This window comes from Streptomyces atratus (genome assembly GCF_040655115.1).
Taxonomy (GTDB): Bacteria; Actinomycetota; Actinomycetes; order Streptomycetales; family Streptomycetaceae; genus Streptomyces; species Streptomyces atratus_D.
The window spans coordinates 42,794-68,581 of record NZ_JBFAJH010000006.1 but is presented as its reverse complement, the minus strand read 5'-3'; the positions used below and the strand labels follow the sequence as shown (position 1 = coordinate 68,581).

At 71.0% G+C, this 25,788-nt stretch carries 24 protein-coding genes and 1 pseudogene; 8 read left to right on the top strand and 17 right to left on the bottom strand.

Going from position 1 to position 25,788, the window contains the following annotated elements; genetic code table 11:
- The first annotated feature begins 69 nt into the window (after positions 1-69).
- Complete coding sequence (locus AB0I23_RS09875) at positions 70-156, top strand: trp operon leader peptide (RefSeq protein ID WP_359108814.1); 87 nt, start codon at positions 70-72, stop codon at positions 154-156.
- Between the two features lie 90 nt (positions 157-246).
- Positions 247-2,133, top strand: coding sequence for an anthranilate synthase family protein (locus tag AB0I23_RS09870; protein WP_359108552.1), 1,887 nt, complete (start codon positions 247-249; stop codon positions 2,131-2,133).
- 183 nt (positions 2,134-2,316) lie between these two features.
- Here AB0I23_RS09870 and AB0I23_RS09865 read toward each other — a convergent pair whose 3' ends face one another.
- From AB0I23_RS09865 to AB0I23_RS09845, 5 genes and pseudogenes are all read right to left on the bottom strand, one after another.
- The gene (locus AB0I23_RS09865) at positions 2,317-3,321 is read right to left on the bottom strand and encodes a 2-hydroxyacid dehydrogenase (protein WP_359108550.1); all 1,005 of its coding nucleotides are present in this window, start codon (positions 3,319-3,321) and stop codon (positions 2,317-2,319) included.
- A 77-nt stretch (positions 3,322-3,398) separates the two neighbouring features.
- A pseudogene (locus AB0I23_RS09860) lies at positions 3,399-4,338 on the bottom strand (ATP-dependent 6-phosphofructokinase).
- 199 nt (positions 4,339-4,537) lie between these two features.
- Positions 4,538-5,245: a response regulator transcription factor gene (locus AB0I23_RS09855; RefSeq protein ID WP_359108548.1), complete on the bottom strand. Its 708-nt coding sequence runs from the start codon at positions 5,243-5,245 to the stop codon at positions 4,538-4,540.
- Positions 5,242-6,474 carry a MacS family sensor histidine kinase gene (macS, locus tag AB0I23_RS09850; RefSeq protein WP_359108546.1) on the bottom strand — a complete coding sequence of 411 codons (1,233 nt, stop codon included), beginning with the start codon at positions 6,472-6,474 and terminating at the stop codon, positions 5,242-5,244. Before macS ends, AB0I23_RS09855 begins: the two co-directional genes overlap by 4 nt.
- A gap of 50 nt (positions 6,475-6,524) precedes the next feature.
- Positions 6,525-7,268, bottom strand: a complete 744-nt coding sequence (locus tag AB0I23_RS09845) for a lysophospholipid acyltransferase family protein (protein WP_359108544.1) — start codon at positions 7,266-7,268, stop codon at positions 6,525-6,527.
- A 194-nt stretch (positions 7,269-7,462) separates the two neighbouring features.
- Here AB0I23_RS09845 and AB0I23_RS09840 point away from each other — a divergent pair, with 194 nt between their 5' ends.
- Together AB0I23_RS09840 and AB0I23_RS09835 are read left to right on the top strand one after the other, a co-directional pair.
- Positions 7,463-8,242, top strand: coding sequence for an alpha/beta hydrolase (locus AB0I23_RS09840; protein WP_359108542.1), 780 nt, complete (start codon positions 7,463-7,465; stop codon positions 8,240-8,242).
- A complete protein-coding gene (locus AB0I23_RS09835; protein ID WP_359108540.1) occupies positions 8,235-8,888 on the top strand; it encodes a hypothetical protein in 654 nt (217 codons plus the stop codon). Before AB0I23_RS09840 ends, AB0I23_RS09835 begins: the two co-directional genes overlap by 8 nt.
- 223 nt (positions 8,889-9,111) lie before the next feature.
- Here the strand turns inward: AB0I23_RS09835 and AB0I23_RS09830 are convergent, their stop codons facing one another.
- From AB0I23_RS09830 to AB0I23_RS09805, 6 genes are all read right to left on the bottom strand, one after another.
- Positions 9,112-9,876: an endonuclease/exonuclease/phosphatase family protein gene (locus AB0I23_RS09830; protein ID WP_359108538.1), complete on the bottom strand. Its 765-nt coding sequence runs from the start codon at positions 9,874-9,876 to the stop codon at positions 9,112-9,114.
- Between the two features lie 80 nt (positions 9,877-9,956).
- Entirely contained in the window at positions 9,957-10,898 is a 942-nt protein-coding gene (locus AB0I23_RS09825) for an ROK family glucokinase (RefSeq protein ID WP_345515662.1), read from the bottom strand.
- A 75-nt stretch (positions 10,899-10,973) separates the two neighbouring features.
- Positions 10,974-11,432: a DUF5304 domain-containing protein gene (locus AB0I23_RS09820; protein WP_359108536.1), complete on the bottom strand. Its 459-nt coding sequence runs from the start codon at positions 11,430-11,432 to the stop codon at positions 10,974-10,976.
- 106 nt (positions 11,433-11,538) lie between these two features.
- Entirely contained in the window at positions 11,539-12,876 is a 1,338-nt protein-coding gene (locus AB0I23_RS09815; RefSeq protein ID WP_359108534.1) for an ArsA family ATPase, read from the bottom strand.
- 4 nt (positions 12,877-12,880) lie between these two features.
- Entirely contained in the window at positions 12,881-13,330 is a 450-nt protein-coding gene (locus AB0I23_RS09810) for an SRPBCC family protein (protein ID WP_037696983.1), read from the bottom strand.
- Between the two features lie 105 nt (positions 13,331-13,435).
- Complete coding sequence (locus AB0I23_RS09805) at positions 13,436-14,242, bottom strand: metallophosphoesterase family protein (RefSeq protein ID WP_359108532.1); 807 nt, start codon at positions 14,240-14,242, stop codon at positions 13,436-13,438.
- Positions 14,243-14,524: 282 nt separating this feature from the next.
- Between AB0I23_RS09805 and AB0I23_RS09800 the strand changes: the two genes are divergently transcribed.
- A complete protein-coding gene (locus tag AB0I23_RS09800; protein ID WP_359108530.1) occupies positions 14,525-16,321 on the top strand; it encodes an AMP-dependent synthetase/ligase in 1,797 nt (598 codons plus the stop codon).
- An 82-nt stretch (positions 16,322-16,403) separates the two neighbouring features.
- Here the strand turns inward: AB0I23_RS09800 and AB0I23_RS09795 are convergent, their stop codons facing one another.
- Positions 16,404-17,546 carry a glycosyltransferase family 4 protein gene (locus AB0I23_RS09795; RefSeq protein WP_359108529.1) on the bottom strand — a complete coding sequence of 381 codons (1,143 nt, stop codon included), beginning with the start codon at positions 17,544-17,546 and terminating at the stop codon, positions 16,404-16,406.
- Between the two features lie 100 nt (positions 17,547-17,646).
- On the opposite strand from AB0I23_RS09795, the gene AB0I23_RS09790 reads away from it, so the two are divergent.
- Complete coding sequence (locus AB0I23_RS09790) at positions 17,647-18,933, top strand: glycosyltransferase family 87 protein (protein ID WP_359108527.1); 1,287 nt, start codon at positions 17,647-17,649, stop codon at positions 18,931-18,933.
- On the opposite strand, the gene AB0I23_RS09785 is transcribed toward AB0I23_RS09790, so the two are convergent.
- The 5 genes from AB0I23_RS09785 to AB0I23_RS09765 all read right to left on the bottom strand — a co-directional run bounded on the left by AB0I23_RS09785 (position 18,890) and on the right by AB0I23_RS09765 (position 24,546).
- Positions 18,890-20,137 (bottom strand): hypothetical protein, encoded by a 1,248-nt coding sequence (locus AB0I23_RS09785; RefSeq protein ID WP_359108525.1) that lies wholly within the window; start codon positions 20,135-20,137, stop codon positions 18,890-18,892. The two genes, AB0I23_RS09790 and AB0I23_RS09785, sit on opposite strands and share 44 nt — an antisense overlap.
- 183 nt (positions 20,138-20,320) lie before the next feature.
- Complete coding sequence (locus tag AB0I23_RS09780; RefSeq protein WP_359108523.1) at positions 20,321-21,352, bottom strand: C40 family peptidase; 1,032 nt, start codon at positions 21,350-21,352, stop codon at positions 20,321-20,323.
- A 240-nt stretch (positions 21,353-21,592) separates the two neighbouring features.
- The gene (locus AB0I23_RS09775; protein WP_359108521.1) at positions 21,593-22,618 is read right to left on the bottom strand and encodes an NlpC/P60 family protein; all 1,026 of its coding nucleotides are present in this window, start codon (positions 22,616-22,618) and stop codon (positions 21,593-21,595) included.
- Positions 22,619-22,904: 286 nt separating this feature from the next.
- Positions 22,905-24,266, bottom strand: coding sequence for an NYN domain-containing protein (locus AB0I23_RS09770; protein ID WP_359108519.1), 1,362 nt, complete (start codon positions 24,264-24,266; stop codon positions 22,905-22,907).
- Between the two features lie 37 nt (positions 24,267-24,303).
- Complete coding sequence (locus tag AB0I23_RS09765; protein WP_266986548.1) at positions 24,304-24,546, bottom strand: hypothetical protein; 243 nt, start codon at positions 24,544-24,546, stop codon at positions 24,304-24,306.
- Between the two features lie 163 nt (positions 24,547-24,709).
- Between AB0I23_RS09765 and AB0I23_RS09760 the strand changes: the two genes are divergently transcribed.
- Positions 24,710-25,456, top strand: a complete 747-nt coding sequence (locus tag AB0I23_RS09760) for a rhomboid family intramembrane serine protease (RefSeq protein ID WP_359108517.1) — start codon at positions 24,710-24,712, stop codon at positions 25,454-25,456.
- Positions 25,453-25,734 (top strand): Lrp/AsnC family transcriptional regulator, encoded by a 282-nt coding sequence (locus AB0I23_RS09755; protein WP_037694047.1) that lies wholly within the window; start codon positions 25,453-25,455, stop codon positions 25,732-25,734. Before AB0I23_RS09760 ends, AB0I23_RS09755 begins: the two co-directional genes overlap by 4 nt.
- The last annotated feature ends 54 nt before the right edge of the window (positions 25,735-25,788 follow it).

The window sequence follows — 25,788 nt, the reverse complement described above, 5'->3', positions numbered from 1 at the left end:
ACAACCACAACATTACGGGGTCCAGGGGGGCGTCCATCCGTACGCTCAACAGTTGAGACGCGCGCTCGGATGGACCGGACGTCCGATAGGGTTCGGAGCATGTTCGCGCAGACGCACCAGAACTGGTGGTGGACCGCTCATCCGGCGGCCCACTGATTCATCGCGCGACAGACCACGCGAAGGCCGCCCGAGGGGCGGCCTTCTCTGCGTTTCAGGGCCGTTCCTCCATCCGGAAGGAACCACCCCATGCCTCGTCGCACCGCACCCGTCCTCGCCCGGCTGGTCCAGGACGACTGCCCGCCGTTCGCGCTGCTGCGCAGGCGCACCCCCGGCCACGACCACGACATCGTCGAGGTGCTGATCGGCCGGGTCCGGGCGGCGGACCGGCTCGCCGGTCTCCCGGTCGGACCGCGGCCCGCGCTCGCCCTGGTGCCGTTCCGGCAGATCGCCGAGCGCGGATTCGACGTGCGTGACGACGGGACGCCGCTGTCCGTGCTGGTGGCGGACGAGACGTACGAGCTTCCGCTGGACGAGGTGCTCGCCGCGCTGCCCACCCATGACGTACGGGTGGAGGGCGGCGCCTTCGACGTCCCCGACGAGGAATACGCCGGCATCGTCCGGCGGGTCATCGAGGACGAGATCGGACAGGGCGAGGGCGCGAACTTCGTCATCCGACGGACCTTCCAGGGCGACATCCCGGGCTTCGGGCGGGCCGACGCGCTGGCCCTGTTCCGTCGGCTGCTGGCCGGTGAGCGGGGTGCGTACTGGACGTTCGTCGTGCACACCGGGGAGAGGACGCTGGTCGGCGCCAGCCCGGAGGTGCATGTGCGGATGTCCGGCCGGACGGTCGTGATGAACCCGATCAGCGGAACGTACCGCTACCCCGCCGACGGACCGACCGCCGAGAGCCTGCTGACCTTTCTCGGCGACCGCAAGGAGACCGAGGAGCTCTCCATGGTGGTCGACGAGGAACTGAAGATGATGTGCACCGTCGGTGACATGGGCGGCGTGGTGATCGGGCCGCGGCTCAAGGAGATGGCGCATCTCGCGCACACCGAGTACGAGCTGCGCGGGCGCTCCTCGCTGGATGTGCGGGAGGTGCTGAAGGAGACCATGTTCGCCGCGACCGTCACCGGCTCGCCGGTGCAGAACGCGTGCCGGGTCATCGAGCGGTACGAGCCCGGCGGCCGCGGCTACTACGCGGGCGCGCTGGCCCTGCTGCGGCAGGAACCGGGCGGGGCGCAGACCCTGGACTCGCCGATCCTGATCCGTACCGCCGACATCGCGGCCGACGGACGGCTGCGGGTGCCGGTCGGGGCGACGCTCGTACGCCACTCCGATCCGGACGGCGAGGTCGCCGAGACCCACGCGAAGGCGGCGGGGGTACTGACCGCACTGGGCGTGCGGCCGGGACGCCCCCGGTCGGAGGAGGCGCGTCCGAACCTGGCCGGCGACCCCCGGGTGCGGGCCGCCCTGGACGCCCGGCGGGACGGGCTCGCGCCGTTCTGGCTGCGGATGCAGGAGCGCACGCAGGAGCTCTCCGGCCACGCACTGGTGATCGACGGGGAGGACACCTTCACCGCGATGCTGGCGCATCTGCTGCGCGCCTCGGGTCTTGACGTGTCGGTGCGCCGTTACGACGAGCCGGGGCTGCGCGCGACCGTACGGGAGCACACGGGCCCGGTCGTGCTGGGCCCCGGGCCCGGGAATCCGGCCGACACCGGCGACCCGAAGATGCGGCTGCTGCGCGAGTTCGCCGCGGAGCTGGTGCGGGAGCACCGGCACGGACTGCTGGGGGTGTGCCTGGGCCATGAACTGATCGCGGCGGAGCTGGGTCTGGAGATCGTCCGCAAGACCGTGCCGTACCAGGGCGCGCAGACCCGGATCGAGCTGTTCGGGCGCCCGGAGACAGTCGGTTTCTACAACAGTTTCACCGCGCGCTGCGACGACGAGACGGTCACCGAGCTGGCCGCGCACTCCATCGAGGTGAGCCGGGACGCGGCCACCGGGGAGCTGCACGCGCTGCGTGGGAACAGGTTCGCCTCGGTGCAGTTCCACCCGGAGTCGGTGCTGACGCTGCGCGGCGCGTCGATCGTCGCCGAGCTGCTGGCGGGGCTGCCCGTGCCCAGCTGACCGCGGACGCGGACGGGGGCTCCGGAATCCGCCGAGGCGGTCCGGGGCCTCGGGGCCTTTCTTTCGGATCGTGCCGGGCCCGCATGCCATGGCACGCACATCTGCGGCGTTGCCGTCAGTCTTCCCCAGGCTCTCGGCTTCGCTCGAGCCGCTCCCTGATCCGGCCTGATCCGACGAAAGACCCTAGTCCTGGTGAGGCCTGGGGACGAGGACGTTGTCGCTGCGGCGGCGGGCCAGGTAGTCGGCGACGTTCTGCGCGGTGGCGTCGATGATCTGCGCCACGGCGTCCTCCGTGTAATACGCCTGGTGCGAGGTGACGATGACGTTCGGGAAGGTGACGAGCCGGGCCAGGGTGTCGTCGTCGACACCCTCCAGGGACTTGTCGAGGAAGAAGAGCCCGGCCTCCGCCTCGTACACATCGAGTCCCACACCGGTGAAGCGGCCCGCGCGCAGTTCGGTGACCAGGGCCGAGGTGTCGACCAGTCCGCCACGGCTGGAGTTGATCAGGATCACGTCGTCCTTCATCGCGGCCAGGGCGTCCTTGCCGATGATGTGGTGGGTCGCGGGCAGCAGTGGGACATGGAGGCTGATCAGGTCGGACTCGGCGAGGAGCTGTTCCTTCTCGACGTAGGTCATGCCGAGTTCGGTGCAGGCGGGGTTCTCGGCCACGTCCCAGCCGAGCAGCTTCATCCCGAAGCCGTGGGCGATACGGGTGAAGGCCTCGCCGATCTTGCCCGTGCCGATCACGCCGACTGTACGGCCGTGCATGTCCCGGCCGAGGAGACCGTCGAGCCGGAAGTCGAAGTCGCGGGTACGGCTCGCGGCGCGGATGATGCGACGGTTGAGCGCCATGGCGAGCGTCCAGGCGAATTCGGCGACCGAGTACGGCGAGTAGTACGAGACCCGGGCGACCCGCAGAGCGAGACGTTCGGCGACATCGAGGTCGATGTTGTTGAAGCCCGTGGAGCGCTGGGCGATCATCTGCGTACCGCCCGCGGCGAGGGTCCGCAGAACGCCGCTGCCCAGGTCGGCGTTGACGCTGGTGGAGATGATCTCGTAGCCCGCCGCGATGGGGGCGGTGTCCTTGTTGAGGAATACGTCCAGGCAGCGGACCTCGTGCTGTCCGGCGAAGGCCTTCTCGATCAGCGGCTTCTCGTCGGGCTGCACACCGAATGCCAGAATTTCCACGACATCTCCAGAACGGCAGAGTTACGGGCCGGGTAGCCGCGAATATACGGCCCGCATCCCTGGTGCGCCGCTCGCACTCAGCCGAAGAAGACGCCGACCTCCGCGTAGAGCGCCGGATCGACCGTCTTGAGCCGGGCGGTCGCATCGGCGATCGGCACTCGCACGATGTCCGTGCCGCGCAGGGCGACCATCACGCCGTAGTCGCCGTCCCGGACGGCTTCGACGGCGTGCAGCCCGAAGCGGGTGGCCAGCCACCGGTCGAAGGCACTGGGCGTGCCGCCGCGCTGGACATGGCCCAGGACCGTGGTCCTGGCCTCCTTACCGGTCCGCCGCTCGATCTCCTTGGCCAGCCATTCGCCGGCCCCGGAGAGCCGGACATGTCCGAAGGAGTCGTGCGATTCGTCCTTGCGGATCATCTCCCCCTCGGCAGGCATGGCGCCTTCGGCGACCACGACGATCGGGGCATAGCTGGCTCTGAAACGAGAGGTGACCCAGGCGCAGACCTGGTCGATGTCGAAGCGATGCTCCGGGATGAGGATGACGTTCGCGCCGCCGGCCAGCCCGGAGTGGAGCGCGATCCAGCCGGCGTGGCGGCCCATCACCTCGACGACGAGGACCCGCATGTGGGACTCGGCGGTGGTGTGCAGCCGGTCGATCGCCTCGGTGGCGATACCGACGGCGGTGTCGAAGCCGAAGGTGTAGTCCGTGGCGGAGAGGTCGTTGTCGATGGTCTTGGGCACACCGACGCATGGGATGCCGTACTCGTCGGACAGGGTCGCCGCCACACCGAGGGTGTCCTCGCCGCCGATGGTGACGAGCGCGTCGACCTCGTACCGCCGGGGTGGGAGGGGGCACGGTCTCACCCTCCAGCGGTCCGCGCCAGCCGTCCCGGGAGCCAGCGAAGCCGTAGCCGACTCCTGCACACCCTTGCGGACGGTGGCGCGAGTAACCGCGTCGAGGGGCCAGTCGCCCCAGCCAGGCCAGTACTCCGACCCGCGTGACTCCTCCCCCTCGCAAAACGAGGCGGCTTCTCACTTGACCCCTGGGGGTCTCATGACGGCCAAGCCCTGACCGCTGCCGAAGCAGACGCGCAACGTACCACACCGCATCGCGGCTCCTGGCGATCACAGTAATCGCGATCCAGGTCACTCAGGGATGGACCGGAAGGTCAATTCCCGTGCAATGCGAGGTGGTTGGCCTCCGGCGCCGATGCGTTTCAGGCGTCGTCGAGCCCGCGCTCGATCGCATACCGCACGAGCTCCACCCGGTTGTGCAACTGGAGCTTGCCCAGGGTGTTCTGGACATGGTTCTGGACGGTACGGTGCGAGATGACCAGCCGCTCGGCGATCTGCTTGTACGAGAGTCCCTTGGCGACAAGCCGCAGCACCTCGGTCTCCCGGTCCGTCAGCTGCGGTGCCTTCGGCTCGTCCGACGCGACGGGCGCGGGCTCCGACGCCAGCCTGCGGTACTCGCCGAGCACCAGTCCGGCGAGGCCCGGGGTGAAGACCGGGTCGCCGACCGCGGTGCTCCGCACGGCCTCGGTGAGCTCCTGCGTACTGGCCGACTTCAGCAGATAGCCGGTGGCGCCGGACTTCACCGCTTCCAGTACGTCGGCGTGCTCACCGCTCGCCGAGAGCACCAGGACCCGCAGGCCCGGATGTGAGCCGACGAGTTCCTTGCAGACCTGGACGCCGGGCATCCCCGGCAGATTCAGGTCGAGGACCAGGACGTCGGGAGTGACGGCCCTCGCCCGGCGCACGGCCTGCGGTCCGTCACCGGCGGTCGCCACCACGTCGAACCCTGACTCGGCGAGGTCACGGGCGACGGCGTCGCGCCACATCGGATGGTCGTCGACGACCATCACCCTGATGGTCCGCTCGGTACTCGGCGCGCTCTCGGCGCTCGTGGTGTTCTCCGTACTCATCGGCCGGATCCTGCCTTCCCCCGTGAAACCTTCGGAACCTTCAACTCGACCTCGGTGCCCTGGCCGGGCACCGAAATCAACTCTGCTGTGCCACCCAGGTCGCGCAGCCGCCCCCGGATCGACAGGGCGACCCCCATCCGGCCTTCCCCCTCGGCCTGGGCCAACCGCCCCTCGGGGATGCCGGGGCCGTCGTCCCGAACCGTGACGATCACCTCGTCCGGCCAGTCCTCGACGAGGATCCACGCCTGGGCGTCCTGGCCGGCGTGCACCCTGACATTGTCCAGGGCGGCACTGACAGCGGCCGCGAGTTCCTTCGCCGCCGCCGGGGCGAGCAGGACGGGAGCACCGGGCTCCGCGAAGCTGACCCGGGAGCCGGCGCGCGAGGCGAGCAGGGTGCGCAGATCGCAGTCGGCCCCACCGGACGGGCCGTCCTCCCGGTCGTCGACCTCGACCGTACGGACCACAGCTCCTTCGGAGGTGTCCTCGGAGACCCGGGTGGTGGGCACCAGGCCGCTGGAGACAAGGGTGCGCAGGGCGACTTCCTGCTCCCCTGCCATCCGGCCCAGCTCGGCGGCCTCGCCGCCCAGCGCCGTGCCGCGGCGCTGCACCATCGCGAGGACCTGGAGCACGCTGTCGTGGATGTCGCGGGCCAGCCGCTCCCTCTCCCGGGTCGCCGCCTCGATCTCCAGGGCGCGGGCGAGGGTGCGCTCACTGGCGCGGGCGACCTCGACGACGTACCCGATGGCGATGGAGGCGACCCAGACCAGCAGCACGTTGTGGAAGGTGTCGCGGTTGGGTTCGCCGCGCTCGATGATGTTGGCGACGGCGACGAAGGTGGAGGCCAGCGCCGCCCACCGCCAGCCGCCCTTGATCGCGAACGCCAGGACGGAGCCCGCGGTCCAGATGGACGGCAGGGTCGGGCCGTCGAGGTGCTGGGCGTCGAAGTCGGCGAGCGGGGTGAGCAGGATGCCGACCAGGGCGAGGACGAGGTCGGCGCCGAGGAACCGCTTGGTGCAGCTCGCGGCGTTCGCGACCTTCGGGAGGGTGGCGAACGTCCAGACCGCCATGACGGCCAGGAAGGTGACGGCCACCCAGGGCCGCTCGTACTTCTCCCGGCCGAAAGTGGCCAGCAGGATCGCGTAGACCATCGTCAGAATCCGGTACGCGGCCAGCGCGCGCCACAGCGGCTGTTCGACCGACATCCGTACGACCCGCTCGCGCCTGGCCATGTCCCCCACCCCCGGACGGACGCCGACGCGGTGACGCGCCGGCCCTTCCGTCACCCTTCCGTGCCGGGCTTTCTGCCCACGTGCTTCTCTTCCTCCGCGCGGCGCTTCGCCTCGTCCGCGATCTGACGCTTGGCCGCCGTCGCGTAGATGTCGACGTACTCCTGCCCGGAGAGCTTCATGATCTCGTACATCACCTCGTCGGTGACCGAGCGGAGAATGAAGCGGTCGCCCTCCATGCCGTGGTAGCGGCTGAAGTCGAGCGGTTTGCCGATCCTGATGCCCGGGCGCATCAGCTTGGGGATCACCTGACCGGGCGGCTGGATCTTCTCCGTGTCGATCATCGCCACGGGGATGACGGGCGCCCCGGTGGCGAGCGCCACCCGGGCGAGGCCGCCGGGCTTGCCTCGGTAGAGGCGGCCGTCGGGCGACCGGGTGCCCTCCGGATAGATGCCGAAGAGCCCGCCGCTCTCGATGACCTCGATACCGGCCTTGATCGCCGCCTCACCGGCACCGCGAGCACCCGACCGGTCCACCGGGAGCTGGCCGACGCCCTTGAAGAAGGCGGCTGTCAGCTTGCCCTTCACGCCGGGCGCCGTGAAGTACTCGGACTTGGCGATGAAGGTGACCTTGCGGTCCAGGACGGCCGGCAGGAAGAAGGAGTCGGAGAACGAGAGATGGTTGCTCGCGAGGATCGCCGGCCCCTGAGCGGGGATGTTCTCCAGGCCCTCCACCCACGGCCTGAAGGCGAGCTTCAATGACCCGCCGATGGAGAACTTCATTGCGCCGTAGATCAACTCGGGTGCCTCCTGTGTGCTGTCGCACTGACCTTAACCCGTGGTGCTGCCGCCGTTCCCGCCCGGCACGGAGCCGAAGCACGGCTGTGACCGGTGACGGCCCTGGTCGGTGTCAGTCCGGTCGCGTACGGTGAAGTAATCCTTCTTGCACTCCCCCTCCGCTCCCTTTCGAGCCTCACGAACAGGAGACCCCGGTGCCGGTCCTTCCTGGAGCCGAGCCGTTCCGCCACGAGGGCGGAGAGGTCGGCGTCCTCCTCTGTCACGGATTCACCGGTTCCCCTCAGTCGCTGCGCCCCTGGGCCGAACATCTCGCGGAGCGCGGCCTCACGGTCGCGCTGCCGCTGCTGCCCGGGCACGGCACCCGCTGGGAGGACATGCAGCTCACGGGCTGGCAGGACTGGTACGCGGAGGTGGACCGGGAGCTGCGGGCCCTGTCGGAGCGGTGCCGTCAGGTCTTCGTCTTCGGGCTGTCCATGGGCGGTGCTCTGTCGCTGCGGCTGGCGGCGAAGCACGGGGACGCGATCAGCGGTCTGGTGCTCGTCAATCCGGGCAACAAGGTGCACGGCCTGGCGGCGTACGCACTGCCGGTCGCCCGCCATCTGCTGCCGTCCACGAAGGGCGTGGCGAACGACATCGCACGGGAGGGCTCCACCGAGATCGGCTACGACCGGGTGCCGCTGCACGCGGCGCACTCCCTGCGGAACCTCTTCCTGCTGGTCGACGGAGAGCTGCCGCAGGTCACCCAGCCGCTCCTGCTGCTGCACAGCACGCAGGACCATGTGGTGCCCCCTGCCGACTCGGCGCGGATCCTCAGCCGGGTGTCGTCCACGGACGTCGAGGAGATTCTGCTGGAACAGAGCTACCACGTGGCGACGTTGGACCACGATGCGGAGCGGATCTTCGACGAGAGCTACTCGTTCATCGGCCGCCTCGCTCCGAGCGTCGGAAAGAAGGGGAGCACGTCAGGTGGCTGAGCACGACGCGGAGCGCGCGGGCAGCGAGGAGGAGCGCGAACCGCGCCCCACCGAGGGAACGGCCGTGCCCGAGAACGGCGCGGGTGCGCCACACGTCCCCGGGGGTCCGGGCCAGGGTGACGCGCTCGACGAGGACGCCGCCTGGGAGGCGATCGTCGCGGGCTACGGCGAGGAGCCGCCGGACCCGCCGGGCGCCAAGCCGTTCAAGTCGATCGAGGGTCTCGCGCTCCTGGAGGACGGTGAGCGCAACATCCTGGAGCCGGACAAGGGCACCAAAAAGAAGAAGCCGCCGGAGAAGCCGCTCGGCAGCTCGGTCGTCTTCGCCCCCGGAGTCGGCGGTCCCCGCGACTACGAGGTGGCGGAGCCGGCGGACGGCGACGACGCGGACGACGGCGACGAGGGACACTTCGTCCCGCCGGAGCCGCCTCCACTGCCGGAGGCCGATGTCACGGCGAAGTTCGCCTGGCTCGCGGTCGTCGGCGGGCCGGTGCTGATGCTGCTCGCCGTGCTGCTGCGGTGGGAGATGACGTGGTGGCTGACCACGGTCTGCATCGGAGGTTTTCTGGGCGGCTTCGTCACCCTGGTCGCGCGGATGCAGCACGACGACGAGGACGACGACGACCCCGGGCGCGGCGCGGTGGTCTGAGCCGGCCCCCCGGATCAGGCCGGCTGGGGTGTCTGGTCGGATCAGGGCCGGACGCCGCCACGGGCTGTCCCGTAATCCCTGGCGGGACAGCGCGCGGCGTCGAATGCGGTGCATCGCAAGGCGGAGGGGCCTCCGCATACGGGACGTATTCGGGCGTTCCGGCGACGCGACGAGGTGCCACAACCCGTCGTCGTGTGCCCGCCGGGAGATGACGGGACGGCCCTCAGGCGAGCGCGGAAAGGGCGGGCACCCTGAGCGCGGCCAGTACCGGCAGATGGTCGGTGGCCGCGCGCAGGTCCTGCTCCGTGACGCCGGGCAGTCCCGACGGGACTCCGCAGCCGAGGACCTCGATGCCTCTGCTCGCGAAGACCGCATCGATGCGCAGGCGAGGATCGTGTGCCGGGAAGGTGAGCTCGCCACCCCACGGCCGGACGGACCGGCTGTCCTGGAGCCGCCCCGCCAGCAGCTGGAAGGCTTTCCCCTCCGGTGCGTCGTTGAGGTCGCCGGCCGCGATGACGTGCTCGACCTGCATGGCGTCCAGCCGGTCGAGCAGCAGGTCCGCCTGGACCACACGCTCCTCGTGGCGCAGGCTCAGATGGCAGCTCAGCAGGCCGATGCGGGTGCCCGCGATCCGCACCACCGCCGTGGCGAAGCCCCTGCGGTGCAGTCCGGGGGTGCGCGGCAGCAGCACGTCCTCCGTGCGTTCCACGGTGGCGCGCAGCGAGCACAGGAGCAGCGGTCCGGCGGCGGTGGCGCCGCCGGAGAGGACCACCAGGTCGGTGTGGGCGGCGAGCCAGGCGGCACGCTTGCGCCAGCGGAAGAAGCGCGGGGCCTCCTGGACGAAGACCAGATCGGGTGCGCAGGCGCGGATGACGCGGGCCAGTGCCTCGCGGTCGTCGCGCATCGACCGGATGTTGTAGCTGAGCACTCTGATGACGGCCGAACCGTCCGGCTCGGTACGGGAGTCGGGCAGCTCCGTCATGACCATACGGCCCACCATACGACGGACGCCCGCCGCTCCCGGTGGGGGCGCGACGGGCGTCCGGTTTTGTACGTGACGTGGTGGGCTCAGCCCTGACGGGCCAGGTCCGCCGCGCCCACCAGGCCTGCCTTGCCACCCAGTTGGGCTGCGAGCACCTGGGCGTGCGGTCGCCACTCGCCGCCGATCAGCCAGCGCCGGAACGACTTGCGGATCGGGCCGAGGACGAGCTCGCCCTCGTCCGAGACGCCGCCGCCGACGATGAACGCGGACGGGTCGAAGAGCGAGGCGAGGTCGGCGAGTCCGGCGCCGGCCCAGCGGGCCAGCTCGCGGAACGAGTCGATCGCCACCGGGTCGCCCTGCCGGGCGGCCGCGCTGATGTGCTTGCCCTCGATGCCGTCCACCGTGCCGTCGCCCAGGGCGAGAAGCACCGCGGCGTTCTCCGGGGTGGCGTTGGCGCGCTGCTTCGCGTACCGGACGAGCGCGCGCCCGGATGCGTACTGCTCCCAGCAGCCCTGACTGCCGCAGCCGCAGAGCAGCCCGTCCGGGACGACCCGGATGTGACCGAATTCGGCGGCCACACCGAAGCGTCCGCGGCGCAGTTTGTTGCCGATGATGATGCCGCCGCCGAGGCCGGTGCCGAGCGTGATGCAGATGACGTCGTCGTGGCCCTGGCCGGCGCCGAAGCGGTATTCGCCCCAGGCCGCCGCGTTGGCGTCGTTCTCGACGACGACGGGGAGGCCGACGCGCTGCTCGACCTTGTCCTTCAGCGGCTCGTGCCGCCAGTTGATGTTCGGCGCGAACAGCACGGTGGCGCGCTTGTCGTCGACATATCCGGCAGCGCCGATGCCGACCGCTTCGATCTCGTGTCCCTCGCTGGCGCCGGACACCGCCGCCGCGATCGCGTCCACGATGCCTTCAGCCGTCGGCGGGGTCGGCACCTTGAACATAGAGAGGATCCGGCCCTCTTCGTCGACCACTCCAGCCGCGATCTTCGTGCCGCCGATATCGACGCCGATGGTGAGTCCCATGAATCCCTCAGTTTCGGTCGAGCCCCGCTATGGCCAACCGTACCCGAGCCCCGCTCCCCGCCCTATCGGTGCCGGTCAGTCCAGGTCGATGTGTTCGCCCGGCCCACTGTCGTCGTCGCGCGGGTCGGTGGGGTCGCCGGCCTTCTTCGAGGCGCCGCCGTGGTCGGTGGCGTCCTGGGTCCAGCGACGTTCCTGGCCCTCGACGGCGGCGCGGTAGGCGGCGAGGAGTTCGCTGCCGGCCGCGGCGATGTGGTCCAAGACGTCCGGATTGCGCTCGATGACGGGCTCGACGGCGGCCTTCGCCTGATTGATCACCTGCTGTACGGCGCCCTGGGCGGCGGCGCCGAACAGCGGCGACTGGAGGGAGGCGACCTTGTCGGCCACGGCGTCGACCAGCTTGCGCAGCTCCTCGGCCGCGGAACCGGTGGGCGGGCCGTACTCGGCGCGACGTCGGGCCTTCTCGGCTTCCAGGTCCTCGGCGCAGGCCTTGGCCCACGCGTCGTCGTCGACGGGACGATCGGTGGCTTCGCTCATGGCGGACTCCTGCGACGTGGTTGCGGACGTCGCGCGTGCGAGGGCGTGGTCCGCCGCCGCATACGGGACGCGTACTACCGACGTTACCCGAACGGTGGTGCGCCGTTCAGGAGGTCCGCGGCCACAGCCCGGGGTCCGGCCTGAACCGGACCCGCAGCACACCGTCCGTCAGCGCGGCGCCTGAGACGGTGCAGCGGCGCAGCCCGGACTCCAGCGTCACGATCCGCTGGAACGGGCCGACCGTCAGGAGCAGTTCGTCGCCGCGCCGGACCAGCTGCAGGTCCTCCTTGACGGCTCCGGGCAGCGGCAGGCACCAGACCAGGACCCCGTCGCCGTCCGCCCCGTCGGCCGGCCGCACCGGGACGGTCGCGTCCGGTCTGTCACGGAGCGGGTCCCGCAGCTCGTCGTGGCTGCCCGGGGCGTTCGGGTCCTCGATCCACCAGGGGTCCTGGGCGCGTCCGCCCGGCCGGTCGTCCAGCTCGACGGCGAGCCCGTCGCCCGCGAAGACCCCGCTCCCCGATCCGGCCCGATCCGAAGGAAAGGCCCGGGACGATGTGTCGAGGAGGGCGAGGTCGTCGAGACCCCGCGGGTCCCGGCCGAGATGGGGCACCTCGCACAGGGACGCGGCCGGCACCCACTCCCCGTGCCAGTGGTCGACGCACTTCTCCTGCTGGGTGGCGAGATCGGCGAACCAGGGGTCGGAGGAGTGCCGGGGCAGCACCCGGTTGACGGTGAGCGTGTCGACGCGCAGTCCGTGCAGGGCGAGTCCGGTGCGGGCGATGCGCAGGGCGTCCTCGGCTGCGGGTCCCGGTTCGGCGACGAGGCGGACCGTGGTACTGCGGTCCTCGATCAGGGTCTGGACGGAGGCCAGCTCGGCGTCCCGGCGGGCTGCGGTCTCGTACAGCCACTGGGCGGGCATCGGGACGCCGGCGAGCTGGGCGAGCATCGGGCGCAGGGCGCGGGCGGCCTGGCGTTCCGGTGGCAGCAGGCGGCGCAGATAGCGGCGCAGCTGTTCTGGCAGGGCGAGCACGGCGAGGGCCTCGCGCAGCGGCGGCAGGTCGACGACGAGAGTGTCGTAGCCTTCTCGCGACCAGTCGCCCCGGGCGGCGCGGCGCAGGGTGTGCAGCAGGGCGAGCTGGGCGCTGCCGGGAAGTTCGGTCAGCTCCTCGCCGTCGAGCCGGTTCCCGCCGAGCAGGTCGAGCACGGAGGACGCCTGGTCCTGGAGGGCGAGAAGTTCGGTCCGGAAGTGCTCGCCGGAGTCGATGCGGGCGAACCGGAGTCCTTCGGTGACCTCGGTGGGTTCCGCGCCGGTGGGAAAGCCGGGTATGGCGTCGGCGGAGAGCAGCAGCGTGCGGCAGCCGCGGCGCGCCGCGGCCAGTGCGGTCGCCGCCGCGACAGTGGTACGGCCGGCGCCGCCGGGGCCGGTGACGAGGACCGTACGCATCCGGTCAGCCCCGCGGGATGGACTCGACGCGCTTCTTCAGACCGGCCAGAGCGCGGTCGATGATGACCTTCTCCGCCTTGCGCTTGATCATGCCGAGCATCGGGATCTTGACGTCGACGGTCAGCCGGTAGGTGACCTCGGTGCGGCTGCCGTCGCCGAGCGGGGCCAGTGCGTAGGAGCCGTCGATGGCGCGCAGCATCTGGGACTTGACCAGGGTCCAGCTGACCTCGTGGTCGCCGGTCCAGGTGTATGCGAGCGTGTGGTCGTCCTTGATCGCACCGGCGTCCAGGACCAGCCGGACCTTCTCGGCGCGGCCCTGGTCGTCCTTGGCGAGGACCTCGGCCTCCTTGACCTCACCGGTCCACTCCGGGTACCGGTCGAAGTCGGCGATGACGCCCATGACGTCGGCCGGTGCCGCCTCGATCGTGATGGTCGAGCTGGTGTGTTCAGCCATCGCTGTGGCTCCTCCAGTGCGGTGTACCGGTCGGTCGGCAGAAGCCTGCCGCCAGAAGGCTATCGCGTGCGCGAGGCGCATCCTCCCAGGGTCGGGGCCGTGTGGTCACCACTCCAGGGCCCAGGGCCGCCCGGTCGAGGCGAAGTGCCCGACGTTGACGCATTCGGTGGCGCCGACCCGTGTCCGGCGGACCAGCGGCTGGTGGACATGGCCGAAGACGGCGTATCGGGGGCGGGTCCGGCGGATCGCGTCGAGGAGCGCCCTGCTGCCGCGCTCGAACCGGCGCGCCACGGTGTCATAGGTCAGCTCCGGCACGTCGGGCGGGATGTGCGTGCACAGGACGTCCACCTCGCCGACCGCCTCGATCTTGGCGGCGTACTCCTCCTCGCTGATCTCGTACGGGGTGCGCATCGGGGTCCGGAGCCCGCCGCCGACGAAGCCGAAGACGCGACCGCCGATCTCGACGCGTTCGCCGTCCAGGACGGTGGTGCCGGGGCGGGCGTATTCGGGCCAGAGGTCGGGGATGTCCACATTGCCGTACGTGGCGTATGTCGGCGTGGGGAAGGCCGCGAACATCTCGGCGTACTGACGGCGCACCGCACCGACGATGGCGGCATCGCGGTCCAGGCCCGCCCAGAGCCCGCGGCCGAAGTCCCGGGCCTCCTCGTAGCGGCGGGCGGTACGCAGCTCGACGATCCGGTCGGCGTTCTCGACGCCGAAGAGCTCGGGGAAGATGCCGCGCGAGTGGTCGGCGTAGTCGAGGAAGAGCACCAGGTCACCCAGGCAGACAAGGGCGTCGGCGCCGTCCCCGGCGCAGGCCAGGGCTTCGGTGTTCCCGTGCACGTCACTGACCACGTGGATCCGCGTACGACGTGCGGTGGCACCCTCGCGGCTCTTCGCTCCGAATCCCATGGTGATCACCCTAGGGCGCCCCCGGCGGCCTGGGTAGAGCCCGCCGGACCTGCGGATACCTCACGCTTGTCACCTGGGTGCACTACTGTGCGCGCGAGGATCACCGATATGTGTGACGCATAAGACATCTGGCCGGAACCCCCTATCCGGAATCGAGTACTGGTGGGTAACGTCCGGGCAGTCCGGTCGTGCTCACCTCCACTGAGCACCCTGCCAGTCTTGGACCGCAGCCGGTGCGTCACACAGAGCCGTGGCACCGGAGCCCGATGAGGAGCAGCAGTCTTGCGCGAGTTCAGCCTTCCGGCCCTGTACGAGGTCCCCTCGGACGGCAACCTGACGGATCTCATCCGCCGCAATGCCGCGCAGCATCCCGATGTAGCGGTGATGAGCCGCAAAGTGGCGGGAGTGTGGACCGATGTCACTGCCACCCAGTTCCTGGCCGAGGTCAGAGCCGCCGCCAAGGGCCTGATCGCCGCGGGCGTGCAGCCCGGCGACCGGATCGGTCTGATGTCCCGTACCCGCTACGAGTGGGTACAGCTGGACTTCGCGATCTGGAGCGTGGGCGCGGTCACCGTCCCGGTGTACGAGACCAGCTCCGCCGAGCAGGTCCAGTGGATCCTCGGCGACTCCGGTGCGGTCGGGGTGATCGTGGAGAACGGCGGGCACGCCGAGTCCGTCGCCGCCATGCGCGACCGGCTGCCGGAGCTGCGCAACGTGTGGCAGATCGACACGGGCGCGGTCGAGGAGCTGACGGCGTCGGGCGTGGAGGTCTCGGACGAGACCGTCGACCTGCGCAGCGCCGGCGCCAAGGCCGACGCCCCGGCCACCATCGTCTACACCTCGGGCACCACCGGCCGCCCCAAGGGCTGTGTGCTCACGCACCGCAGCTTCTTCGCGGAGTGCGGCAACGTGGTGGAACGCCTGAGGCCCCTCTTCCGGACCGGCGAGTGTTCCGTACTGCTCTTCCTGCCCGCGGCCCATGTCTTCGGCCGGCTGGTCGAGGTGGCCGCGGTGATGGCTCCGATCCGGCTCGGCTGCGTACCGGACATCAAGAACCTCACCGATGAGCTGGCCGCGTTCCGGCCGACGCTTGTCCTCGGTGTGCCGCGGGTCTTCGAGAAGGTCTACAACTCGGCGCGCGCCAGGGCGCAGGCCGACGGCAAGGGCAAGATCTTCGACAAGGCCGCGAACATCGCGATCGCCTACAGCCGCGCGCTCGGCACCCCTCAGGGTCCGTCCATGGGCCTGAAGTTCAAGCACAAGGTCTTCGACCGACTGGTCTACAGCAAGCTGCGCGCCGTGCTCGGCGGCCGCGGCGAGTACGCGATCTCGGGCGGTGCGCCGCTGGGCGATCGGCTCGGGCACTTCTACCGCGGCATCGGCTTCACGGTGCTGGAGGGCTACGGCCTCACGGAGACGTGCGCGGCCACCGCGTTCAACCCGTGGGACCGGCAGAAGATCGGTACGGTCGGCCAGCCGCTGCCCGGCTCGGTCGTCCGGATCGCCGACGACGGCGAGGTGCTGCTGCACGGCGAGCATCTGTTCGCGGGCTACTGGAACAACGAGGCGGCGACGGTCGACGCGCTGGCCGACGGCTGGTTCCACACGGGTGACATCGGCACCCTCGACGAGGACGGCTATCTGGCGATCACCGGCCGCAAGAAGGAGATCATTGTCACGGCGGGCGGCAAGAACGTCGCTCCCGCGGTGATCGAGGACCGGATCCGCGGGCACGCCCTGGTCGCGGAGTGCATGGTGGTCGGCGACGGACGGCCGTTCGTCGGTGCGCTGATCACTCTGGACGAGGAATTCCTGGGCCGCTGGGCCGAGGAGCACGGCAAGCCGGCCGGCTCGACGGCGGTGTCGCTGCGCGAGGACCCGGAGCTGCTGGCCGAGGTGCAGCGGGCGGTGGACGACGGCAACGCGGCGGTGTCCAAGGCCGAGTCCGTACGCAAGTTCCGCATCCTGGCCTCGCAGTTCACCGAGGAGGCCGGCCACATCACGCCGTCGCTGAAGCTGAAGCGGAATGTGGTGGCGAAGGACTTCGCGGACGAGGTGGAGTCGATCTACCGCGGCTGATCACGCGGTTGCAGGTGGAGGAGGAGGGGCTCGCACGATGGGCGCGAGCCCCTCCTCGTATCTCAGAGCAGCGCCTTGTACCTCAGAGCAGCGCCTTGAGGTGCTCCGCGAGCAGGTCCCATCGCCACTTCTCCTCGACCCAGGCCCGGCCCCGCTCCCCCATCTGCCGGCACAGTTCCGGGTCGCCGAGCAGGGTGGCGACGCGGTCGGCGGTCTCCTCGACGGAGCCGCCCCGCACCACCCAGCCTGTCTCGCCGTCGAGCACGGCGTCGGGTGCGCCGCCGGAGTCGCCCGCCACCACCGGCAGTCCGCTCGCGGACGCCTCCAGGTAGACGATGCCGAGCCCCTCGACGTCGAGGCCGCCGCGGCGGGTGCGGCACGGCATGGCGAAGACGTCGCCCGCGCCGAAGTGGGCGGGCAGTTCCTCCCACGGCACCGGTCCGGTGAAGCGCACCGAGTCGGTGACGCCGGTCTCCGCGGCCAGCTTCTCCAGCTCCTCGGCGTACGGTCCGCCGCCGACGATCAGCAAAACGGCGTCCGGCTCCCGCGCCAGGATCGCGGGCATCGCGAGGATCAGGGTGTCCTGGCCCTTGCGGGGCACGAGCCGCGACACACAGACGACGACGGGCCGGTCCGAGAGTCCGAGCCGGGCCCGGATCCGGTCCCCGCCGGAGTCCGGGTGGAAGGTCTTCTCGTCGACGCCGGGGGGCAGTTGGACCATGCGGCCGGCGGCCTCTGGGGTGAGCGCGCCGGCGATCCGGGAGCGGGTGTACTCGCCGAGGTACGTGATCGTGTCCGTGCCCTGGCCGATTCGGCGCAACAGCTGCCGGGACGCGGGCAGTTGGGCCCAGCCCGCCTCATGCCCGTGGGTGGTGGCCACCAGCCGCCGGGCGCCCGCCCTCCGCAGTGCCGGTGCCATCAGTCCGAGCGGGGCCGCGGCCCCGAACCAGACGGAGGCGCAGTCGTGTTCGCGCAGCAGCTGGACCGCGCGCCGGGTCACCCGCGGGGTCGGCAGCAGCATCGTCGTACGGTCACGGACGACGGTGAACGGCTGCTCGGCGTCGAAGGCGGCGGTGGCCGCGACGCCCTCGGGGCTCCGCTTCCAGGTGGAGGCGTAGACGACGACCCGGCCGGGGTCCAGGCGCAGCGCCATATTGTGCAGAAATGCCTGGATACCGCCGGGTCGGGGCGGGAAGTCGTTGGTCACGATCAAGGTCTTGTCCATCGCCGCCGACAGTACCGAACGGCCCGGCCCGATGGCTCGCCCACCGGCATGCCGTGCATCATGGCTCATCGAGCCACCGGCGAAGGGGATGGGCGCGGGCATGACAGCAGTAGGCGGCATCGGCAGATCTCTCGCACCCGTCACGGTGTGGGCGCTCACCAGGGCCGCGTTGCTGCTCTGCGTCTTCAAGGTCATCACGTTGCCTGGCCCGGACGTGACGAGCGACGTCTCGGTGATCTACCACGGCTGGTCCGAGGTGCTGAAGACCGGCACGTATCCGCTGGACGATGTCACCTGGCAGTACCCGCCCGTCGCGGCGCTCGCCATCCTCTCCCCCGCCCTGCTGCCGTTCCTGGACTACGCCTCGGCCTTCTTCGTCCTCGCCTGCCTCTGCGACGCGCTGGTGCTCGGTCTGCTGCTGTACGCGGGCCGCCGTCCCGGCAGGCGGACGGCGGGCGGCTGGGTGTGGGTGGCGGGGGTGCCGCTGCTCGGCACGACCGCGTACGCCCGGTACGACGTGATGGTGACGGCGGTCGCGGTGGCGGCGCTGCTGGCCGGGGTACGGCATCCGCGGGTGCTGGGGGCGCTGGCTGCCTTCGGCGCGCTGCTGAAGGTGTGGCCGGTGCTGCTGCTGGCCGGGACCGTGCGCGGGGAGTCGACCCGCCGCGCCTGGACGGCGGCGGTGGTGACGGCGGCCGGCCTGCTGGTGGTGTGCACGGCGGCGTTGCCGGGCGCGCTGGCCTTTCTCGGGTTCCAGCGCGAGCGCGGCACCGAGGTCGAGTCGCTGGGTGCGCTGGTCTTCCATGTGGCGCGGCAGTTCGGCTGGCAGGGCCGGGTGGAGCTGAACTACGGGTCGCTGGAGTTCCTGGGTCCGCATGTGCCGCTGGTGAGCACGCTGGCGCTGGGGCTGAGCATCGTCGCGTTCGGCTGGCTGGTGGTGTGGCGGCTGCTGGCCCGTGACTTCGGGGTGAGCACGCCGGCCGATGCGGCGCTCACGGCGGTGCTGCTGTTCACGACCACGAGCCGGGTGATCAGCCCCCAGTACATGCTGTGGCTGGTCGGTCTCGCGGCGGTCTGCCTGGTCTTCCGGTCCGGCCGGATGGGGCTGCCGGCCGTTCTGGTGCTGGTCGCGACGGGCGTCACCCAGCTGGAATTCCCGTTCGGGTTCATCCACGTGGTGACCAGCGACGCGCAGGGCGTGACGCTGATGTTCGTACGCAACGGTCTGCTGGTCGCGGCGACGCTGATCGCTGCGCGGCGGTTGTGGACGGGGACGGTACCCGCGCCGGTCCGCCGGAACCGGCGGCAGGTGCCGGTCCAGTCGTCCGCTCCGGTGGAAAAGGTCAGCCGAGACGGGACCGCAGATACTCCCGCCAGCGCGCCGTGAACTCCTGCGGCGTCGTGCCGAGCACGTCCTGCATCGCCTGCTCCACCGCTCCGTCCCGCCCTGAGTGCCCCCCGACGGCCCCGTAGAAGGCGAAGAGCTTCTTCTCGCCCCAGTGGTCGGCGATGAGTGCGCAAGCCAGCCAGCCGCCCTCGTACGCCCTCGCGAGGCGCCCGGAGTCTCCCGTGAACCCGAACTCCTCGTCGGCGGGCAGTTCGGCGGGCAGCTCACCGCGCCGGACCGCGTCGGCCAGTTCGGGCGCGGCCTGCTCGGCGGTCCGCTGCTCGGCGCGGTAGGCCGCCCAGTCGGCGAAGCCCTCGGAGAGCCAGGTCGGGGTGGATGCGGAGGTGCGGGCGCGGGTGGCGACATGGGCGGTCTCGTGGGTGAGGACGATCCGCTGCCCGAACGTGCCGAGCGTCGCGTACGCCTGAGGGTTGACGATCACCCGGTCCGCGGGCGCCCTGCCGCCGGTCTCACCGGTGGTGACGGCCGCTATGCCCCGGTAGTTCGCCGCCGGTGATCCCAGCAGCCCGGCCATGTCCTCGATCGTCTCCGGTACGAGGACCACCACACGGCCGGCCCAGCGTTCCGGCCAGGCGGCGGAGACGGCGGGCACCGCACGGTCCGCGGTGTCCGCGATCCCGCGGAGCTCCGTCGCGGTCCGCCCCACACCGAGGACGAGGCTTCGTCTGCCCCGTACGACCTGGACGTCGCCCTGCTGCCACAGCTGCAGGCCGCCGTCCTTCCCTGCCCGGTCGGCGGCGATGTACCAGCGGCCGTCCGCCGGGGCCCGCTCCAGGTCGAGTACCCGGTCCGCGGTGACCGGAGCGCTGTCGTAGCCCGCGATCCGGTAGCGCAGCTCGACGTCGGCGGTGGCCCGGTCGGCTCCGCGCCCGCGCACGTCCGTCACCTCGTACGTCCATGAGCTCAGCGGCACGTCGGCGAGATGGGCCAGCTCGCGGCGCTGGGCTGCCCGCAGCCCGGTGGCTCCGGGGGCGAGTGCGGCAAGGAAGCCGTCCGGGTCGTGGTCCAGGACGGCGGCGGCGCGGCGGTCCAGGGTGGCGCGGATGGCCCGGACGGTGGCGTCGGGGGTTGCGGGGGCGGGGGCCGTGCAGGCGGACGCGAGCAGCAGCCCGGCGAGCGCCGCGCCCACCGCGCGCCGTCGTCCGTCACGTCCCCGCCCTGCGGTGCGCCCCTGATCAGCCACGTGACCGAGGGTACGGGTCAGAGCCTGTCGGGTGACCTCTGATCGGGCGGCCACGCCCTGGCACGCACGCTTCCGGCGTTGCCGAAACGCCCTGGTAGCTCCGCTACAAGGCCATCCCGGCGCCTTGGAATCGCACGCACCATGCCGCGTCCGCTCTCCGATCGAAGGTCACCCGACAGGCTCTCAGACGCGGGTCACCGAGGAGACCGGCATCATGCCGACCGGGTCGTAGCGGACCGGAGCGCCCGGGTGCGGGGCGTGGATCACCTGTCCGTCGCCCACGTACATCCCGATGTGGCCGGCGTCCGAGCGGTAGGCGACCAGATCGCCGGGGCGGGCCTGGGAGAGCGGCACCATGTGGCCGGCGTACCGCTGCGCCTGCGAGGTGCGGGGCAGGCTGACGCCGGCCTGGGCGTACGCCCACTGCATCAGCCCGGAGCAGTCGAATCCCGTGGGTCCGCTGGCGCCCCAGACGTACGGGCGTCCGACGGCCTGGCGGACGGCCATGACGGCGGCCGCCGCCCGGGACGAGCCGGCCGGCAGATCGGCCGGGTCGGGGAGCGCGGCGTCGCGGCCGGAGCGCGAGGCGCGGTCGAAGGCCGCCCGGTCCGCGGCGGGCAGCGAGGCCAGCAACTGCCGGGCCTGCCGGATCTTGCCCTCGACGGTCCGGTTGTGGCGCGTGGCGGCGGCCCTGTTGCGCTCCAGGCCGGCGAGCGAGCGAGCGGCCTCCGCACGGACCTGCGCGAGGCCGCGCCGGGCGCGCTGGAGTTGGTGCAGGACGGTGGCCTGACGGGCGTTCAGCCGGTCCAGGGTGGCTGCCCGGTCGAGGTAGCTGTCCGGGTCGGCGGAGAGCAGCAGGGCGAGCGAGGGGTCGATGGCGCCGGAGCGGTACTGCGCGGTGGCTGCCGAACCGAGCGCCATGCGCATCCGGTTGATCCGTTCCTGGCCGCGGGCCGCCCGGTCCCGGTCCCGGTTCAGCTCGCCGCGCAGCCGGTCGGCGTTCTCCCCCGCCTTGTTGTACTGCTCGGTGGCGTGCTCGGCCTCGCTGTACAGCCGGTCGATCTCGGCCCTGGCGGTGCGGGGCGTGCCCTTCGGGTCGGCGTGCGCGGCCGCCGCCCCGAGCGTGGCGGCGGCGGTCGCCGCGGCCGCGGTCAGGACTGTGACCCGGACGCTCCGGTTGACGCCGGGCTGTGTGGAACGGCGATGGGACACCACAGGACGCCGCACTCCCTTCCGCTGTACGCAGACGTACGCGGCCCCCTGCCGCCCGGGACGGGCGGACCGACGGACGGGAGCCGCACAGCAGGCAGACAGTAGTCGGGCGACTACGGAGCACACGAACGACCGCACCGGGCGGATGCGGGTCACGAACGACGACGCCCCGCCGGTGACCTGTGGTCTCCGGCGGGGCGGACTGTCTGTGCGGGGCGCGGTAATTCGCCCGTTCGGGCGTCGTCAGATGCGCACGCCGACCTGGAAGCTGCCCATGGTGTTCATCGACTCGTAGCGGACCACCGCGCCCGGGTACGGGGCGTGCACAATGGTGTTGTTGCCCGCGTACAGACCCACGTGCGAGGTGCTGTTGAAGAAGACGAGGTCGCCCGGCTTGAGCGCGCTGCGGCCTATCTGCGTGCCTTCGTTGATCTGGGTGTAGGTGGTACGGGTGATGTGGACGCCGGCCTGGGCGTAGGACCACTGGGTCAGGCCCGAGCAGTCGTACGAGTTGGGGCCGGTGCCGCCGGAGACGTACGGCTTGCCGAGCTGCGTGGCAGCGGCCCTCAGGGCAGCGGCGCCGCGGGCGGAGGCGGGAACCTCGTTGCCCAGTTCGACCCGGTCGCCGGCGGCGCGGCTGGCGCGCTGGTCGTCCTCGGCCATCTTGGCGCGCTCGGCGGCGGTCAGGGTGTTGAGCAGGCGCCGCGCGTCGGCGAGCTTGCCCTGGAACTTCTTCTTGTTCTCGCCGAGCGTCTTGCGGACGTCCGCGAGGTCACCCAGCTTGTCCTGGGCCTCCTTGCGCTGCTGCGCGAGGGCCCGCTGCTTCTCCTGGATCTTGTCCAGCGACTCGGCCTGCTTGGCCGTCAGCTGGTCGAGGGCCGAGGCCTCGTCGAGGAAGGTGTCCGGGTCCGAGGCGAGGAAGAGCTGCACGGACGGGTCGATGCCGCCGGAGCGGTACTGCGCGGCGGCGAGCGAACCGAGGCCGCTGCGGAGCGTGTTGAGCTCCTCCTGACCGCGGGCCACCTTGTCCTGCAGCGCGCCGACCTGCTTTTCGAGCTTCTCCTGCTGCTCCTTGGCCCCGTTGTACTTCTCGGTGGCCTTCTCCGCCTCGTGGTAGAGCTTGTCGACCTTCGCCTTGACCTCACTCTTGGTCGGCTTGGGGTCGGCGTGGGCGGCCTGGGAGGTCAGGGCCACGGCCGCGGCGGCGGTCGCGGTGAGCACGGTCACACGAGCGCGGCTCGGCTGCTTGGGACGACGGTGGGACGCCACGAAGGCGAGCTCCTTCTTCCTCTGAGCCGCCTACCGGGCTGTGGGGGGAACTGAATCCCCGGCTCCGTGCACGTCACGGACTCGGCGGTTCCTTCGCTGCCACCCCGGATGGGTGATCAACCGTGCGAAGGTTCGAAGCCCGACCCTAGTGACCATCTTGTGATCAGTTCAAATCCTCACAAGAAAAATCTCGCCACAACAGCCACTTCTTTACTCTCATCACACAGGGCGTAGTGGCGACTTGACGGTACGTTCCCTGATGTCCGACAAGTCATCACAAGGCGCATCAGACGCGCGAAAGCCGCTTAAGGAGCAAGACGGACGCAACGGGCCTGGCCCCCGCCTTCGCCACGCCGTCCGCCACTTCACGGTCGGTGGAGACCACCACGACGGGCCTGCCCGGCGGTTCGGCGCGGGCGAGCTGGCGGATGAGTTCGTCGGCGGTCACGCCCGGCTTGCTGAACAGCACGCGCACCCCACGCGGCGGTGCCAGCAGTACTGGAGCGGCCAGTTCGGCCCCGTCGAAGACACAGGTCATCTCGGCGCCCGACTGCGCGGCGAGCACCGCGAGACCGCCCAGCAGCCGCAGCCGCTGCTTCTCCAGCGGCAGCTGTGGATAGCCGGTCTTGGTCACGTTGTAGCCGTCCACGATCAGATGCGCCTGCGGCAGCGCGAGCAGCTGGTCGAGCAGGGCCGGATCGGTCTCCGAAAGGGCTCTGGTGGCAATGTCCTTGGGCGTCATCGCACCGGGCTCGACCGCGTCGACGCTGTCGGCGGGGCGGATCGAGGAGGGCGGCAGGGCCAGTTCGCGGCGCAGCCCCCGGGCCGCGTCGAGCACCGTGTCGAGGAGCAGCCGCAGCCTCATGTCCTCGACCGAACGCCCCTCCCTGGAGGCCCTGCGGCTCGCCTCGACGGACGCCTCCGCCTCACCGAGCCGGGCCCGCAGCCGCCGGGTCTCGCCCTCGGCGGCGGAGATCTGGGCGGCCGCCTCGGCCCGTACGGTGTCGGCCTCGGCCTTGCCACGGCGCACCGCGGCCTCGCCGCGCTTGACCTCGCTGAGGGCCGAGCGGAGTTTGCGCTGCAGCGAATCGGCTTCCTTGCGGGCCGCTTCGAGTTCGGCGCGGAGCCGTTCGGTCTCGCTCCTCGTCTGGGTCCGGGCCTGAGCGAGCTCCTCGCGCAGCCGTTCCACTTCGCGCCGGTTCTCCTCGTCGGCCCTCTCGGCGTATGCGCGCTGGACCTCCTCGCCGGCGGCGGCGACCAGTTTCACCCAGCCGACCGGACGCAGCACATAGGCGGCCGCGGCCACATCGACGGGATCGGCGGCGGCCGGCGGCGATCCGGCCTCCACGGCAGCGGCCAGCTCCGGCTGGGACTCCCGGAGCCGTTCGCCGATGCGCTGGCGGAACAGGGCGTCGCTCTCCAGGGCGGCCGCCATCGCGTTCCCGGCGAACTTGGCACGCCGGGTCGGGGTGAAGCGTGCGTACTGCCTGAGCTGGGCCGGGAGTTCGGTGACCGTCAGACCGCCGAACGCGTCCGAGACCAGCGCGACGACCCGCCGCCGTACGCCTTCGGGCAGCGGGCGGTCGAGCGCCTCGACGGCGTCGCCGGCTCCATCGGCCGGCTCGGCGCCGCTATCGGGCTGCTCCACGATCCGTCACCCCAAAATGTCTGTCCGCACGGCCCCGTCAGGAGTCGGCACCCGGCCTGTCGACTAGTTCGATCTGGTCCACCGCGTTGCACCACCGGCAGCGGACCGACTCGATGGTCTCACTGACCACCTCGCGTTCCTCGACGGTCGACTCACCGGCCAGGTCGAGATGGACGTATTCGACGACCTTGGAGGTGCGCGTCACGTCGAAGCGGGTGAGATTTCCGCAGAGCGTGCAGCGCCAGCGAGTCCCGTCGGTCGGCTGGGGAACCGTCGTCATCGGTGCGTCCTCTTTCGTCGAGCGTGGTGCTGCTGCCTGCAAAGAATCTCGCGGTGCGCCGTCGAACTGCGGATGTCCTGCTGTAACCCTACGGCCTTGTGCATACCCATAGACACGGCGAGGCGGTCTGCCCCGTTCCGTCACCTTGCGTCATGCTCTGTTCATGATCGATCGGCGGGCGAGAGGCGGAGTGACCGGCAGGCTCCTGCGCGCCGCCACGGCGTCCGGTGCGCAGGTGACGTACGCCCTCATCGCCCTGTGCTGCGCCGCCTTCCTGATCAGCCCGCTCTCCGGGTTCAACCCCTCGTACGGCACCGCCGACACCCTGCTCGCCGCCCAGGCCGGGTACTTCGAGCGCTGGGGGGTGATCCCGAGCGAACTGTGGGCGGGCTCCGTGCACGCCCTGCTCACCCCGCTGACCGCGCTGTTCGTGCACGGCAGCTGGCTGCATCTGCTCGGCAACATGCTCTTCCTGTACGTGTTCGGGGCGATGGCCGAGGAGCGGATGGGCCGTGCCGAATTCACCTTCTTCTATCTCGGCTGCGGCTATCTCGCCCTGCTGGCGTACGCGGCGGCCCACGCGGACTCCGACCAGACCCTCGTCGGCGCGTCGGGGGCGATCTCCGCGGTACTCGGGGCGTTCCTCTACCTGTTTCCCCGGGCGCGGGTGACCAGCCTCTTCCCGTTCCTGCTCTTCCTTCCGCTGCGCTTTCCCGCCTGGATCGTGCTGATCTTCTGGTTCGCGCTGCAGTGGATGGCGGCGCGGGGCGCGGGCAGCGGTCCCGGAGTGGCGTATCTCGCCCATGTGGTCGGCTTCGTCTGCGGCTTCCTCTACGCCTGGGGACGCTACCGCCGTGGGGCTAGAGTGAAGGCTCCAGCCACGGCCACCGAGGGAGAAAGCCAGCCGTGATCACCGCGATCGTGCTCATCAAAACCAGCGTGGACCGGATTCCGGAGATCGCCGAGGCCATCGCCGCGCTGGACAATGTCAGCGAGGTCTTCTCGGTCACCGGTACGTACGACTTGATCGCCATGGTCCGGGTGGCCAGGCACGACGACCTCGCGGACGTCATCCCCGGCCGGATCAGCAAGATCCCCGGCGTCGAGGGCACCGACACGCATGTCGCGTTCCGTACGTACTCGCAGCACGACCTGGAGGCGGCCTTCGCCATCGGTCTCGACGCGTAGGTTCGCGTCACATTTCGGCCGGGGACGGGCGGTGCTGCCCGTCCCCGGCCGAAA

What these genes read in the sequence shown, in the direction of transcription:
- AB0I23_RS09875 (WP_359108814.1), top strand. Translation starts at nt 70, where the DNA reads ATGGACCGGACGTCCGATAGGGTTCGGAGCATGTTCGCGCAGACGCAC.
- AB0I23_RS09870 (WP_359108552.1), top strand. Translation starts at nt 247, where the DNA reads ATGCCTCGTCGCACCGCACCCGTCCTCGCCCGGCTGGTCCAGGACGAC.
- AB0I23_RS09855 (WP_359108548.1), bottom strand. Translation starts at nt 5,245, where the DNA reads ATGAGTACGGAGAACACCACGAGCGCCGAGAGCGCGCCGAGTACCGAG.
- macS (WP_359108546.1), bottom strand. Translation starts at nt 6,474, where the DNA reads ATGGCCAGGCGCGAGCGGGTCGTACGGATGTCGGTCGAACAGCCGCTG.
- AB0I23_RS09830 (WP_359108538.1), bottom strand. Translation starts at nt 9,876, where the DNA reads ATGGTCATGACGGAGCTGCCCGACTCCCGTACCGAGCCGGACGGTTCG.
- AB0I23_RS09825 (WP_345515662.1), bottom strand. Translation starts at nt 10,898, where the DNA reads ATGGGACTCACCATCGGCGTCGATATCGGCGGCACGAAGATCGCGGCT.
- AB0I23_RS09820 (WP_359108536.1), bottom strand. Translation starts at nt 11,432, where the DNA reads ATGAGCGAAGCCACCGATCGTCCCGTCGACGACGACGCGTGGGCCAAG.
- AB0I23_RS09815 (WP_359108534.1), bottom strand. Translation starts at nt 12,876, where the DNA reads ATGCGTACGGTCCTCGTCACCGGCCCCGGCGGCGCCGGCCGTACCACT.
- AB0I23_RS09810 (WP_037696983.1), bottom strand. Translation starts at nt 13,330, where the DNA reads ATGGCTGAACACACCAGCTCGACCATCACGATCGAGGCGGCACCGGCC.
- AB0I23_RS09805 (WP_359108532.1), bottom strand. Translation starts at nt 14,242, where the DNA reads ATGGGATTCGGAGCGAAGAGCCGCGAGGGTGCCACCGCACGTCGTACG.
- AB0I23_RS09795 (WP_359108529.1), bottom strand. Translation starts at nt 17,546, where the DNA reads ATGGACAAGACCTTGATCGTGACCAACGACTTCCCGCCCCGACCCGGC.
- AB0I23_RS09790 (WP_359108527.1), top strand. Translation starts at nt 17,647, where the DNA reads ATGACAGCAGTAGGCGGCATCGGCAGATCTCTCGCACCCGTCACGGTG.
- AB0I23_RS09765 (WP_266986548.1), bottom strand. Translation starts at nt 24,546, where the DNA reads ATGACGACGGTTCCCCAGCCGACCGACGGGACTCGCTGGCGCTGCACG.
- AB0I23_RS09760 (WP_359108517.1), top strand. Translation starts at nt 24,710, where the DNA reads ATGATCGATCGGCGGGCGAGAGGCGGAGTGACCGGCAGGCTCCTGCGC.